We start from the raw sequence: 12,459 nt of genomic DNA, 5'->3' as shown, positions 1-12,459 counted from the left end.
GAGAAGCCGCAGCTTCTCCTGTTATTCAAAGATAATAGATTCCAGCATCTCGATCTCTTCAGCGCCTAAATGATCTCCGGATGCACGAAAGTGTTTCTTGGCAGCCGTAAAATGATCGCGTGCCTGGGTCATATCATTCTGTGCGGCAAACAGTTCACCGAGTGCGCGCTCCGCATGTGCTCTTATATCGTCGTCCGCTTTTTCCAGTGACTGCTGCAGGAGACGAAGTGCAGTCCTATAGTCACCGCTCAGCATCATCGTATAGCCATGTGCGTAATAGTTTGCCGCCATGGCCGCATGATCATCATCACTTAAGCAAGCCGCTTCCTGTCTGAAGTAATCCTCTGCCTGACTGAACTCACTGTCCAGCTGTTCCACTGTGCCGAGCTGATGCAGGATGCTTGGTCGTTCGTCAGCTTCAGCATCCTCCAGCATAGCCAGGTAATGCTCTCTCGCTTCATCAAACTTCTGGTCAGCGATATACAAGTAACCTAACGCATGCTGATAAGTCGAGTAATCATCATGACCGGTCTCCAGTTCACTTTTCATTTCGTCAAATAAACGATAGGCCTGCTGGACTTCACCATTTTCAAAAGCGTCAAATGCGGTTTCAATTTTCTCTTCGATCATTTAAATTCCCCCTTTGCGTTCATTGTAAAGTGCGCAGCCGCTAAAGTCTAATGAAGTACATGCTATAATCAGAGATAACTATCATTGAAAGAGGAATAATATGTCTTATTTTAAACTATTCACCTTTATTCTCAGTATCTTTGTTGTCGGCATGGTTGAAATGGTTGTGGCAGGGGTCCTAACCCTGATCAGTGCTGACCTGAATATCTCGCCTGCACTCGCCGGCCAGCTCGTCACGATATATGCACTGACCTTCGCTCTATCAGGCCCCGTTCTGGTCAGACTGACTGAACGTTTCAATCCGAAATTTGTCCTGCTCATCAGTCTTGCTGTTTTCATGCTAGGCAATGCACTGAACGCAGCTGGAACGACATTCACGCTGATTGTTGTCGGCCGTGTCATCGCTTCTGCCGCCGCTTCCCTCATCGTTATCAAGATACTGGCACTTACCGTCGTCCTCAGCAGACCGGACATGCGCGGCAAGATGCTCGGTCTTGTCTATGTCGGTTTCAGCGGCGCCAATGTCTTCGGGGTGCCGATCGGAACGAAGCTCGGCGAAATGCTCGGCTGGCGCGCAACGTTCTGGCTGATTGTGGTCTTCAGTTTCCTGGCAGCTGTACTTCTGGTGTTTCAGCTGCCGAACAGAATCAAGAGTAAGGCAGGTGGTCCTGCAGAGAACAAGCTGCTCTATCCGGCGGAAGCGGGCAAATATATCACCATCACCTTTACCTTGCTTGCGGCCAATGCAGCTGTCTTCACTTATATCAGCCCTATTATGATTCATCACGGCTATAATCTGACCGATGTCTCGATCGCACTCTTTGTGGCAGGGATCGGCAGTATGGCAGGAACAAGCTTCGGCGGTGCGATGACCGACCGCTTCGGCAGCAGGAAATGGCTGCTGATCAGTCTGACAGCCTTCATGATAACATTGCTGATCTTCAACTTCGTTCTGTCGTCCTTTGTCCTCCTGCTGCTGGTGATTCTGATCTGGAACTTCTCAGAGTGGAGCACCAATCCTGCCATCCAGATGGGCATCATCAATCAGGTCAAAGGGGATACAAGCAGCATTATGGCATGGAACATGTCCGCTCTTAATGCAGGTATCGGTTTCGGGGCACTGCTCGGCGGCATTCTGCTTGAAAACTTCTCGCTGATCAACAGCCCTTATATCGGCGCCGTGCTGACCTTCTTCTGTATCATAATTGCTTACTCCATCAAGCGTTAAAAAAGGATATCGCAGCATGCTGCGATATCCTTTTTCTATATTTTACCGTAGTAACAGCGGGTTGTATGAGGAACGATGACCTTCCCTTCAACAGCAAACGTCTCAAAGATGGTATACAGTGCAGTCTTAAAAGCGTCATAATTATCATCAGCTTTCTCAAGTGCGTAACTGGAGGAAAGACAGCGTTCAATAAAGCGCTGCTGATCATAACAGCTGTCATTCTGTGCCTCATACAGTTCAAACTCTCCGTCAAAAAACTGTATGATAGATGAATGATCATTCGTCGGACCCTCGCTTTGACCCTTATAGTCAGGACAATATACCTTGCAGATATCGTCCGTGCGACGGTTGATCATTGCATCTTCGTCTTTGATATTCCAGATCAGACAGACGTGGCCATGAGGTTTCAGTATGCGGCGGCACTCTTCTCTGAAATTCTGCCAGTGGAACCAGTGAAAGCTTTGTGCAGCCACTACCAGGTCGACTGATTTCTCCTCGATATCTGTATGCTCCGCCGGTCGTTCACTGACTTCAAGCTGATCACATAACAGACTATCCCGCAACCGGTCTGCCATCGTCTGATTAGGTTCAACAGCGATAACGCGGCAGCCGAGATCAAGAATCTTCTCTGTGAATCTCCCTGTCCCTGCTCCCATATCTGCAATCAATGTATCTTCTTTTATATTGAACTTCTGCTTCAGAAAAGTGAGTAATTCATCCGGATAGGATGGTTTGCTTTTTTCATAGAGAGCAGCTTTAGTTGTAAAAATCTCTGTATGATCCACATATGTTCCTCCCGTCATGGGATTATTTAAAATACTGCGTCAGTCGCCCTTTATCTTCCAATAGTTCTATCATACCATATGCTCCATTAATAATCGTCATCTGCGGAGGTTTATGACCAAAATCGACATCATATATAACAGGAACACCGAGCTCACGGGCCATGTCTTCGTAGACATTCTTATACAGATAATTCTCCTTGACTGACGGCTTACCGACACGACTGAATAAGATCCCTGCTGTATCCTTGAACCAACCCGCATATTTCATCTGCATCAGTGAACGTTTCAGATCCACTGTATCCAGCTCGCTGTCATCGATATACCACACGACCTTTTCACCATTGGTATACTTCTCCCTGAAAGTCTGCACGTCTCCATACGGCGTACCGATCAGATGACGGAACGTATCAATACAGCCGCCGAGAATGCGCCCTTCAAAATGAACGTCAGCCATCGGTTCAGCTTCTGCATCGATCGCCTTCCATTTCGTCTGTCCTGTCAGATTGAAGACAATCTCTGTCGGATGCTCATGATCCCACTCCTCCTGATATTTCTCTGAGGAATGCTGAGTGACCGACCCGTCCTGCTTCGTCTTCAGTACATCGATCCAGCGTGCAGTCACGCTGTCCATGCGCTCACCGCGTAAGTCAACGATGTTACCCATATGAGCTGTCGCTATACCGGTACGCAGTGTAATGGCAAGAAGCAATGTAGAGATATCAGAGTAGCCCGTCAACCATTTCAGCTGCAGCCGGTCAAAATCAATATGCTCCAGCACTTCAACTGCCAGATGTCCGCCCCACGGTGGCATGATGATATCAATAGCGTCATCTAACATCATCGCCATCAGACCTTCTGCACGCTCTTCTGCCGTAGCCGCCCGCGCTTTTTCCTGCCCCCATATATCATTGTTCTTGATCAGCTTGAATCCACGTTCTTCCATACGATTAAACGCAACTTCAAACATCTCTTCTGCAGAAGCAAATATGCCGTTTGAAACAGGTGTAATGCCGATCGTACTATGTTCTTTCAGTTCAGGATACCTCATCATCCTCATCCTCTTCTATAAGGTCCTGTATGATACCCACTGCACTCAAATACGTGTAGATAATAACAGGACCTATAAATTTAAACCCTCGTTTTTTCATATCTTGACTGACTGTCCTGGACAACTCACTCTGAACAGGAATGTCAGATTCATGACTGTAAGCCTTGATGACTGTCTGCCCTGCTGTAAATGACAGGAGATAGTCTTTAAAAGAGCCGAACGACTGCTGGACTTCACGGAAGACTTGAGCATTCCGAATCGTACTCGTGATCTTCAGACGATGTCGGATCATGTCGGGTGTCTTCATGATGCGCTCAATATCTTCATCTGAATAGTGTGCAATCTTATCAATATCAAACTGATCGAATGACGCTGCAATCACCGAGCGCTTTTTCAGAACGGTCAGCCAGGATAAGCCCGCCTGAAAGCTTTCAAGCACAAGCATTTCAAACAGGTACTGCTCTCCTGACCGTCTGCCCCATTCGTTATCATAGTAATCAGCCGTCAAAGGATGACTATCTGCCCAGCTCAGTCGTTTCATACGTTCACTCCTTATCTCTCCATTATAACGAAAAAAGTACTTTTACATAGAGAAAAGAATTGAACCTGCATATAGTTTCTTATCTGTAAAAGAAAATACCGATGACAAGACCCGCTGCTACTATCATCCACGGTGCGAGCTTGAAGTAGTGCAGCCCGCAGAAGAGCAGCACCGCAAACAGGATATCCCACACATCTGCTATTGTATGAGTGATAATCGGATGAATCCATGCGGCAGTCAGAATGCCGATGACACCTGCATTGATACCGATAAGGGCCTGCTTCATCTCACGCTTTTCCCGGAGCTGCTGCCAGAAAGGCAGACAGCCTGTAACCAGCAGAAATGCCGGCAGAAAAATAGCGATCATGGCAAACAATCCGCCACCCACACCGCTGATGACAGCACCGATATAGGAAGCAAATGTAAAGAGCGGTCCTGGGACTGCCTGTGCAAGACCGTAGCCTGCGATAAAATCATCAGCGTCCAGAAAATAAGGCACGAATTCGCGTTCCAAGAGCGGCAGTATGACATGTCCGCCGCCGAATACGAGCAGACCTGACCGGTAGAATTTATCAAAGGCGGTGAGCCAGTCATTGTGGATGATGCCTGATAAAATAGGCAGAACTATGAGGAGAAGCACCAGAATACCGAGACTCACTAACCCCGTTGTCTTAGATATCGGTAATTTCAGTGATTCACCGAATGGCATGCTGCTATTCCTGAAAACCATCATACCCGTCAATCCTGACGCGATCATAATCAGAATCTGTGTGAGTGAAGTCGGCAGAAATAGAGAGGCGGCAAGGGCGGCAAGGGCAATCAGCAAGGTCTGCCAGGACTTCAGGCTGTTCTTCGCCATACCGATAATGGCATGAAGCACAACAGCGACCGCTACAAGTTTCAGCCCCTGTATCCAGTCGATGGATTCAGGCATGAGCCGAACGGCCAGAATAAGTAGCAGAACTGAAGGTAAAGTAAAGCCTAGAAAGGCAGCTATGCCCCCCAGCAATCCACCGCGCATCATACCGATGGCCATACCGACCTGACTGCTTGCCGGTCCCGGCAGGAACTGGCAGAGCGCTACAAGATCCTGATAGACCTTATCAGACAGCCACTTCCGCCTTTCTACGTACTCATTTCTGAAATAACCGAGATGGGCAGTCGGTCCGCCGAAAGAGGTCACCCCAAGCTTCAACGCCACCATGAAAATCTCTATCAATTGTTTCATATGTCACCTCTACTATGTATTTCTTCAATCGTACTATGAATTAAAACAAATAGAATATTAAAAGTTCGTAAAGTTATCAGCTTTATTAAGATTTTGTGAAAACGTATACATCTCGTATTTTTCAGGTATATAATAATGAGGAGACTACGACATAGAGGATGTGAACACATGACGAACACCATCACTATCAAGTCCTGCAAATATCCGAATGTGCCTTACATCGAATATTCAGGTGAATTACTCGAGGAGACCAGTCATTACTGGTTTGTGAAATGTCCAGAGAACACAGTTCTGAAACACTATATCAAAAATAAAGAAATCGTCTATGAGTACGCGTCGCTTCATTTCTTCTCCAAGTATCACGGTTATACGGTCTCCATTGCGATCAATGACAGGATGGAACCCGTCAGCACATTCTGCAATATTTCAACGCCCTGTACTTATCAAGATGGCTTTATAACCTATACAGATATCGATATCGATTATGTGAAGAGCAGCGCCGGAGAATGGTTCATCAAGAACAGTGATGTCTATATCGACAACAGCCGCACCTATCATTATCCGATACAGCTCACTAATTTCGCGGTCGTCTCCCTGCAGGAGCTGAAGAATAATATAGCGGATGATGTCTTTCCATTTGGCATCAGTAATTTCAGTTCAATCGAAAAATATTCCGGACAGAAAAATAGCAGCTGAGTTTTTCAACTTCAGCTGCTATTTTTATTTGAACCAGCCACGAATCAGTTTTTCGACTTCTGCTGCTTCGTCAATCACTTCTTTAATCATCTTGACATCCTTGTTATCAGGAATCAGTTCACTCACGACCGGAAGATCGAAGACGGCTTTTACAGCCCCTGTAAGCGTCTCGTCCTGTGGTGACACCCTTGGTTCCGATTCTGTATTGATTTTCTCAGCATGAGGCGCCTCTGTCCTGCTTTCGATTTTCTTGTCCGCTGTGAAACTATCGAGAACGCTGAAAATCAACTCTCTGACTTCATGATAGTTGCGATGACCTAACAGATCATTCATCAGCGTGTTCACGCTATTATATTTCTTCAGCGACATACAGGCTGTTCTGTAAGCGAAGTATCCCGCGCCAGCACCGATTCCGATTTTAACCCATTTATTCATTCCAAAGGCCTCCTGGTATTTTTCCTTAGTATAACATATTTATTCTACCCAGTTCCCTTGTCTGAAAACAGGGACGATTTCACCATCACGCGTGATACCGTCGATATCGAGATCTTTGCTGCCGATCATAAAATCGACGTGAATCAGGGAATGGTTAAGTCCGATTGCATCCTGCTCCTCGTCAGTCATCTCATTTGCGCCAGGAACGGGTCCCGGATAAGCTTTACCGATGGCGATATGGCATGATGCGTTCTCATCAAAAAGTGTATTGTAGTAGAGAATGCCTGAATTAGAAATCGGTGAATCGACCGGCACAAGGGCTGCTTCACCGAGTCTGCAGGCACCTTCATCTGATTCCAGCAGCTCACGTAGAACATCATAGCCTTGTTCCGCTTCAAAATCAGTGACCACACCGTTTTTGAACGTCAGCTTGAAGCGGTCTACAATCTGACCGTTATAGCTGAGCGGCAATGTATTGCTGACAGTCCCGTTCACTCGGCGGTAATCGGGTGATGTGAAAACTTCTTCAGTCGGCATATTGACACGGATATCCAGACCTTTGCGGTTCTTATGACCGCCTCCTGTAAAGCGTGCACCGTCGATCAGGCCGATTTCAAGGTCGGTGCCAGGCGCTGTATATTTCAGGCGGTCAAAGTTATAGTCTGACAGCCACTTCGCGCGTGATTTCAGGAATTTGCTATGCGCATCCCAGGCCGCCACTGGGTCCTCCTGATCGACCCGCACGGTCTTCAGAATATAATCCATCAATTTTTCTTCCGCTTCTTCCTGCGGTAAATCCGGAAAGACAAGCGCAGCCCATTCTGGTGAAGGATAACCGATGATACACCAGTTCTGATCGTAGCGCATGCGTGACGCACTGAGCGCAGCAGCCGCCTGTCGTCCAGCACGGTTTGCCGCCATCAGTTTCTCTGTGTCTGCATCTTTCAGTGCTTCAGGTGACGTCGAATGGATATAGAGCATCGACGCCTTCTCGTTCAGATAGTAATCCTGCTTAGCCTGTACATAGGGCAGAATCTCTTCCAGAGTATCCGTTGACTGATGATTGATATGCAGTTTAGTCAGGTCTGTATCTGACAGATCTGTAATGACCTGTTTAGCGCCCAGCTCATAACATTCAGCGGTCACGGCACGGACCAGCTCCAGCGCACGGATATCCGAGGAGATGACCACTGTCTCCCCTTCCTGGACATTCAGTCCTACTTTAGCGATAACCTGTGCATACTTATTGATTTGTTCTTCAAACTTTTTCATCATTGTGTTCACTCCTTTTTTATCATTATATCGGAATCCGAAATAAATAGTAAAGAAATGTATAAAAAAAAGAACGGACCTTCATCCATTCCTTGTCTGTCACTCTTACTGATCCTGCTGCGGAATGACTTCATAGCCCTGTTCTTCGATCGCGTCGCGGATATTCTCCACTGTCGCTTTGCTGTCGTCATAATCGACTTTTACTTTACCGTTATCGAGGTCAACATTGACGTTATCCACACCATCAAGCGCTCCCACGCTTGTTTCCACTGCATTTACACAGTGCTGACAAGTCATGCCTCTTACATCTAATGTCTGATTAGCCATTAAACTCACTCCTTTTATTATTTCTTCTATTATACCCTTTTACTCAACGGGTATCCAAATTTCTGATAGATAGCCGGCTTGAATATCACCTGATAATGCTCGAGAATCGGTATCTGCCGCCTCGAAGATCAGATAGCGACTTGCAGGTATTTTCCGAGATTCAAATTCAGGCTTCTTCTGATCAGCAGATACCTCAATCATATAACTCAGTGGTATAGCATCAAAAGTGACTTCGTGATATTTCGTCTTACATCCCCCTAAATGATGGGGTTAAGTCTATAATAGATTTAGTAATCATTACCGCTTTTATAATGAATGCGGCATTTAATAGGAGGCGACTTTCTATGACTGAAGCGATCATCGTAAATGATCTATCTAAATCCTATGACCAGCTTGTTCTGCATGATATTGATCTGGTGATTCAAACAGGCGCCATCCACGGCTTTATCGGTCCATCCGGTTCCGGCAAGACTACTTTGATGCGTATGCTGGCTGGACTTGAGACACCGTCAGCGGGATCCATCTATATCAAGGATATCCGGGTACCCCATTTAACTCTGCTGAACGATATCGGCTATATGGCACAGGCCGATGCGCTTTATACTGAACTGACAGGTTACGAGAATCTGAGATTTTTCGCCCAGCTCTTCAATATGAAGAACAGTCATGCAGATTCACAGATTCGTTATGCCGCGGACCTCGTCAATCTGACAGTCGATCTGAAAAAGAAAGTCAGGAACTACTCAGGTGGCATGAAGCGCAGGTTATCACTGGCCATCGCCCTGCTGCATGAGCCGGATATCCTGATACTTGATGAACCGACTGTCGGCATCGATCCGGAACTACGCGCTTCAATCTGGCAGGAACTTCGTGACATGAAAAGAACCGGCAAGACGATTCTGATGACAACGCACGTCATGGATGAAGCTGAACGCTGTGACGCTATTTCACTGATTAAAGAAGGGACGATTATCGCGACAGGCACTCCCCATGATTTGCTGCGTGATGATGATGCGCAGTCCTTCGATGAAGTATTCATCCGTGCCGGACGGGGAGGAAGACGATGAGAATCATAGGCTTAACGCAGCGGCTTTTAAGTGAACAATTACGCGATAAATGGACACTGGCCCTGCTGGCCCCTATACTCATTCTGACACTATTTTATTTTGCCTTTGACAGCGAGGAACCTGCGGCGATACTCGGCACAGTCAACCTCGAGCCCTCAGTCATCGATACGATTGAGACACAGGCTATTGCAGTGACAGAACTGGATTCGATGGACGCGTCACTACTGACAGATGAAAGGCTGGACGGCATCGCCGAGAAAAAAGGCGATAAAGTCACACTCACGCTTCTGAATGATAATATCTCAATCGCCAGGAAATTAGAACTGGTCGTCAATCAGACTTATCAGAAGAAAGCGCAGATTACCGTCATCGATGATATGAAGGCCAAGTTCAGGGATTTAACGGAAACACTTAATCAATTCCCGTTCAGTCCGACCAGGAAAATTGAGTTTGATGAACCAAAGCAAACAGATATCACGACACATTATGTTTATGGTGATCAGCACACAACACTCTTCCATACATTCGCGCCTCTCCTCATCGGCTTCTTTGTCTTCATGTTCGCCTTTCTGCCGGCAGGGATGGGCTTTCTGAAGGAACGGACGACCGGAACTTTAGAACGCATGCTGACAACACCGATCCGTCGCCATGAGATTGTACTCGGTTACGTACTCGGCTTCGGTCTGCTTGCCATCATTCAGACTATCATCATCGTCCTCTATGCGGTCTACGTACTAAAGCTCGGGCCGTCTGAATCCGTCGGCAGCGTTATCATCATCAATATCGTCATCGCATTTATGGCGTTATCATTCGGCTTACTGCTCTCTACGTTCGCCCGGTCAGAATTTCAGATGATGCAGTTCATTTCCATCGTTATTGTGCCGCAGATTTTCCTGTCCGGCCTCTTCCCGCTGGCCCGCTGGATTCAGTGGCTTACCTACATGTCTCCGCTTTATTACGCCGGAAATGCACTGAAGTCGGTGATGTACAAAAGGCTGCCGCTCGGAGATGTCACACTGGAGCTGATTGTCTTATTCCTCTTCGCCGCACTCTTCATCATTTTGAATATTGTAGCACTGAAAAAATATCGAAATTTGTAATAAAATATGGAAGAATGGGTGGACAAAACAAACTTTCTGTTCTATAATAAAAGAAATTAAATCGAACGTTAAAAAGGTAACACATTCACATGGTACAAAAGTAATCGTGGTTTGTTGATTCTTTTGTAACGTGTGAATTTTTCTTTTTAAAGAGGATTCTGATTTAGTAATAATTTATTGGAGGTCATGACACATGACACAAGGTACAGTTAAATGGTTTAACGCAGAAAAAGGTTTCGGTTTCATCTCAGTTGAAGGCGGCGACGATGTATTCGCTCACTTCAGTGCTATTCAAGGTGAAGGCTACAAATCATTAGAAGAAGGCCAGGCAGTTGAATTCGACATCGAAGAAGGTCAACGCGGACCACAAGCTGCTAACATCGTTAAATTATAATTTAATGATAGAAGACATCTCAAATTGAGATGTCTTTTTTTATACATAAAGGAGGCGGATAACACTCGGTTATCCGTCTCTTTTATTATATATCAGCAAGCTCTTCTGCCATTGGTTTGAACAATATCGTCATCAGACTGAATGCGCCATAAATATAGAAGAGGGTCTGATAACCATAGGATTCAAGCAGAAATCCTGATAAGAATGTGCCAATGAACTGACCCGCCGCGAGACTGACAAAGGTCACGATAATACCCATCGCAGGATATTCCACATATAATCTCGCACACCAGAATGCATAGACCCCCATGGCAAAGACGTAAACAAGTCCGAATAATGTGACTGACAACATCATCAGCAGGAAGTGCTCGCTGAGTACAAGCGTGATATTGGAAACACCAAGCAGAATGGCTGTAAGAATATGTATCTTAGTCATCCCTAGTCTTTCGTTCATATGCCCCGCAAAACCGCCGAGCATGCCACCCGCCCCTAACATGATCCAGAATAGATTGGTGAACTGGATATACTGCGTCTGAAAGATATAGGACTGGAAATACGTCCAGTATGCCGATGTACCGATGCCGAGCAAAATGGTCGAGATAATGAATTTCTTACCGTAGAAAATATTTTTGAGATCCGTCTTGTAATTCAGATGGCTCATATCAACTTCAGGCAACTTCTTATAGCTGAACCACATAATAATCAGACTGACAATAAGAAAGACAGCATAGCCAATACGCCAGCGATCTCCCACTACCCACACTATTATTCCTACCAGTATCAGTCCCAGTCCGATACCTGTATTGATCCAGGAATTGCTGCGGTCCTGGTAACCATATGTTACTTTCTCTTTGATGATCTGACCGAACGGCGCAGTCGCAAGACCAGCCGAATAACCGAGTATAATGACGCCGGAACCGAACAACGGGAAATGTTCAGCAACCATCATATTATAGAGACCATATAAGGACAAAGCACCTGATATCATCAATATCGCTCTTGGCTGGTAATTTCTGAACAGCGTGAACATTGAGACCAGGCCGAGGCAGTATGTCAGATAGGATACCGCCGAAATAATTCCTGAAACCTGATTGGTCAGTTCAAGGTCCTTTGCGAAATAGGGCAGTAGCAGACCATAACTGAAGCGGGATATGCCGTAAGCCATCGCAATGAAGACAATTCCCGTAAAAACAATTTCGTTTTTCTTTTTCAAAACGTATTAACTCCTTTAATTAAAATACTATTCCTTATACCCCTACCCAAAATAATAAACCTGCCATTAAATGACAGGTTTATTTCTGATTTATCTTCCTGTTTCACTGAATAGTTTAATACGTGCACCAATTTCATCACGCACGCGCTGGAATACTGACCAGTCCTGTCCTGCAGGATCTTCAAAGCCCCAGTGCTCAGTACGCACGTGCGGAGGTGTAACCGGACAGACGTCCTTCGCATGGTCACAGAGTGTCACGACCAGGTCAGCATTGTTCAGAATTTCCGGATCGATCTTGTCTGATGTGTGGTTGATGATATCGATACCTACTTCCTTCATCACTTCAATCGCCTTTGGATTCACACCGTGTGTTTCAATTCCTGCTGAATAGACATTCCAGTCCGGCAGGTATTTTTTACCGAACCCTTCTGCAATCTGACTGCGGCATGAGTTACCTGTACATAAGAAATAAATGGTTTTCTTCATTATATCCTC

Annotated in this window: 16 protein-coding genes; 5 read left to right on the top strand and 11 right to left on the bottom strand. The window is 45.9% G+C overall.

Features of this window, described 5'->3' with window-relative positions; all coding sequences use genetic code 11:
• Positions 1 to 21: 21 nt before the first annotated feature.
• The gene (locus tag ERX40_RS08065; RefSeq protein ID WP_133417989.1) at positions 22 to 630 is read right to left on the bottom strand and encodes a tetratricopeptide repeat protein; all 609 of its coding nucleotides are present in this window, start codon (positions 628 to 630) and stop codon (positions 22 to 24) included.
• Between the two features lie 100 nt (positions 631 to 730).
• Between ERX40_RS08065 and ERX40_RS08060 the strand changes: the two genes are divergently transcribed.
• On the top strand, positions 731 to 1,858 hold the full coding sequence (locus tag ERX40_RS08060) for an MFS transporter (RefSeq protein WP_133417988.1): 1,128 nt from the start codon (positions 731 to 733) through the stop codon (positions 1,856 to 1,858).
• Positions 1,859 to 1,893: 35 nt separating this feature from the next.
• Here the strand turns inward: ERX40_RS08060 and ERX40_RS08055 are convergent, their stop codons facing one another.
• The 4 genes from ERX40_RS08055 to chrA form a co-directional block, all read right to left on the bottom strand.
• Positions 1,894 to 2,643, bottom strand: coding sequence for a class I SAM-dependent methyltransferase (locus tag ERX40_RS08055; RefSeq protein ID WP_165980719.1), 750 nt, complete (start codon positions 2,641 to 2,643; stop codon positions 1,894 to 1,896).
• A gap of 22 nt (positions 2,644 to 2,665) precedes the next feature.
• The gene (locus ERX40_RS08050; RefSeq protein WP_133417986.1) at positions 2,666 to 3,694 is read right to left on the bottom strand and encodes a S66 family peptidase; all 1,029 of its coding nucleotides are present in this window, start codon (positions 3,692 to 3,694) and stop codon (positions 2,666 to 2,668) included.
• Positions 3,678 to 4,232, bottom strand: a complete 555-nt coding sequence (locus ERX40_RS08045) for a DNA-3-methyladenine glycosylase I (RefSeq protein WP_133417985.1) — start codon at positions 4,230 to 4,232, stop codon at positions 3,678 to 3,680. Before ERX40_RS08045 ends, ERX40_RS08050 begins: the two co-directional genes overlap by 17 nt.
• A gap of 79 nt (positions 4,233 to 4,311) precedes the next feature.
• Positions 4,312 to 5,460: a chromate efflux transporter gene (chrA, locus tag ERX40_RS08040; protein WP_133417984.1), complete on the bottom strand. Its 1,149-nt coding sequence runs from the start codon at positions 5,458 to 5,460 to the stop codon at positions 4,312 to 4,314.
• A gap of 168 nt (positions 5,461 to 5,628) precedes the next feature.
• Here chrA and ERX40_RS08035 point away from each other — a divergent pair, with 168 nt between their 5' ends.
• Positions 5,629 to 6,156 (top strand): DUF402 domain-containing protein, encoded by a 528-nt coding sequence (locus ERX40_RS08035; RefSeq protein ID WP_165980718.1) that lies wholly within the window; start codon positions 5,629 to 5,631, stop codon positions 6,154 to 6,156.
• A 24-nt stretch (positions 6,157 to 6,180) separates the two neighbouring features.
• Here the strand turns inward: ERX40_RS08035 and ERX40_RS08030 are convergent, their stop codons facing one another.
• The 4 genes from ERX40_RS08030 to ERX40_RS11295 all read right to left on the bottom strand — a co-directional run bounded on the left by ERX40_RS08030 (position 6,181) and on the right by ERX40_RS11295 (position 8,391).
• Complete coding sequence (locus tag ERX40_RS08030; RefSeq protein WP_133417982.1) at positions 6,181 to 6,591, bottom strand: hypothetical protein; 411 nt, start codon at positions 6,589 to 6,591, stop codon at positions 6,181 to 6,183.
• A gap of 39 nt (positions 6,592 to 6,630) precedes the next feature.
• Positions 6,631 to 7,866, bottom strand: coding sequence for an aminopeptidase (locus ERX40_RS08025; protein WP_243713008.1), 1,236 nt, complete (start codon positions 7,864 to 7,866; stop codon positions 6,631 to 6,633).
• 102 nt (positions 7,867 to 7,968) lie between these two features.
• A complete protein-coding gene (gene copZ / locus ERX40_RS08020; protein ID WP_133417981.1) occupies positions 7,969 to 8,190 on the bottom strand; it encodes a copper chaperone CopZ in 222 nt (73 codons plus the stop codon).
• A 39-nt stretch (positions 8,191 to 8,229) separates the two neighbouring features.
• Positions 8,230 to 8,391, bottom strand: coding sequence for a hypothetical protein (locus tag ERX40_RS11295; protein ID WP_165980717.1), 162 nt, complete (start codon positions 8,389 to 8,391; stop codon positions 8,230 to 8,232).
• 143 nt (positions 8,392 to 8,534) lie between these two features.
• On the opposite strand from ERX40_RS11295, the gene ERX40_RS08015 reads away from it, so the two are divergent.
• From ERX40_RS08015 to ERX40_RS08005, 3 genes are all read left to right on the top strand, one after another.
• Positions 8,535 to 9,257, top strand: coding sequence for an ABC transporter ATP-binding protein (locus ERX40_RS08015; RefSeq protein ID WP_133417980.1), 723 nt, complete (start codon positions 8,535 to 8,537; stop codon positions 9,255 to 9,257).
• Positions 9,254 to 10,357 carry an ABC transporter permease gene (locus ERX40_RS08010; RefSeq protein ID WP_133417979.1) on the top strand — a complete coding sequence of 368 codons (1,104 nt, stop codon included), beginning with the start codon at positions 9,254 to 9,256 and terminating at the stop codon, positions 10,355 to 10,357. The genes ERX40_RS08015 and ERX40_RS08010 overlap by 4 nt, the downstream gene beginning before the upstream one ends.
• Positions 10,358 to 10,550: 193 nt before the next feature.
• Positions 10,551 to 10,751 carry a cold-shock protein gene (locus ERX40_RS08005; protein ID WP_133417978.1) on the top strand — a complete coding sequence of 67 codons (201 nt, stop codon included), beginning with the start codon at positions 10,551 to 10,553 and terminating at the stop codon, positions 10,749 to 10,751.
• Positions 10,752 to 10,836: 85 nt separating this feature from the next.
• Here the strand turns inward: ERX40_RS08005 and ERX40_RS08000 are convergent, their stop codons facing one another.
• Both ERX40_RS08000 and arsC read right to left on the bottom strand, forming a co-directional pair.
• A complete protein-coding gene (locus ERX40_RS08000) occupies positions 10,837 to 11,964 on the bottom strand; it encodes an MFS transporter (RefSeq protein WP_133417977.1) in 1,128 nt (375 codons plus the stop codon).
• Between the two features lie 90 nt (positions 11,965 to 12,054).
• Positions 12,055 to 12,450 (bottom strand): arsenate reductase (thioredoxin), encoded by a 396-nt coding sequence (gene arsC / locus ERX40_RS07995; RefSeq protein ID WP_133417976.1) that lies wholly within the window; start codon positions 12,448 to 12,450, stop codon positions 12,055 to 12,057.
• Positions 12,451 to 12,459: the final 9 nt, after the last annotated feature.

This window comes from Macrococcus carouselicus (assembly GCF_004359515.1).
Lineage (GTDB): Bacteria > Bacillota > Bacilli > Staphylococcales > Staphylococcaceae > Macrococcus > Macrococcus carouselicus.
The sequence above is the reverse complement of the archived record's forward strand: the minus strand, read 5'-3'. Positions and strand labels throughout refer to the sequence as shown.

Excerpts from the sequence above, each read along its gene's own strand:
- chrA (WP_133417984.1), bottom strand. The coding sequence starts at position 5,460 with ATGAAACAATTGATAGAGATTTTCATGGTGGCGTTGAAGCTTGGGGTG.
- ERX40_RS08015 (WP_133417980.1), top strand. The coding sequence starts at position 8,535 with ATGACTGAAGCGATCATCGTAAATGATCTATCTAAATCCTATGACCAG.
- ERX40_RS08050 (WP_133417986.1), bottom strand. The coding sequence starts at position 3,694 with ATGATGAGGTATCCTGAACTGAAAGAACATAGTACGATCGGCATTACA.
- ERX40_RS08030 (WP_133417982.1), bottom strand. The coding sequence starts at position 6,591 with ATGAATAAATGGGTTAAAATCGGAATCGGTGCTGGCGCGGGATACTTC.
- arsC (WP_133417976.1), bottom strand. The coding sequence starts at position 12,450 with ATGAAGAAAACCATTTATTTCTTATGTACAGGTAACTCATGCCGCAGT.
- ERX40_RS08045 (WP_133417985.1), bottom strand. The coding sequence starts at position 4,232 with ATGAAACGACTGAGCTGGGCAGATAGTCATCCTTTGACGGCTGATTAC.
- copZ (WP_133417981.1), bottom strand. The coding sequence starts at position 8,190 with ATGGCTAATCAGACATTAGATGTAAGAGGCATGACTTGTCAGCACTGT.
- ERX40_RS08005 (WP_133417978.1), top strand. The coding sequence starts at position 10,551 with ATGACACAAGGTACAGTTAAATGGTTTAACGCAGAAAAAGGTTTCGGT.
- ERX40_RS08035 (WP_165980718.1), top strand. The coding sequence starts at position 5,629 with ATGACGAACACCATCACTATCAAGTCCTGCAAATATCCGAATGTGCCT.
- ERX40_RS08025 (WP_243713008.1), bottom strand. The coding sequence starts at position 7,866 with ATGATGAAAAAGTTTGAAGAACAAATCAATAAGTATGCACAGGTTATC.
- ERX40_RS08060 (WP_133417988.1), top strand. The coding sequence starts at position 731 with ATGTCTTATTTTAAACTATTCACCTTTATTCTCAGTATCTTTGTTGTC.
- ERX40_RS08010 (WP_133417979.1), top strand. The coding sequence starts at position 9,254 with ATGAGAATCATAGGCTTAACGCAGCGGCTTTTAAGTGAACAATTACGC.
- ERX40_RS08065 (WP_133417989.1), bottom strand. The coding sequence starts at position 630 with ATGATCGAAGAGAAAATTGAAACCGCATTTGACGCTTTTGAAAATGGT.
- ERX40_RS11295 (WP_165980717.1), bottom strand. The coding sequence starts at position 8,391 with ATGATTGAGGTATCTGCTGATCAGAAGAAGCCTGAATTTGAATCTCGG.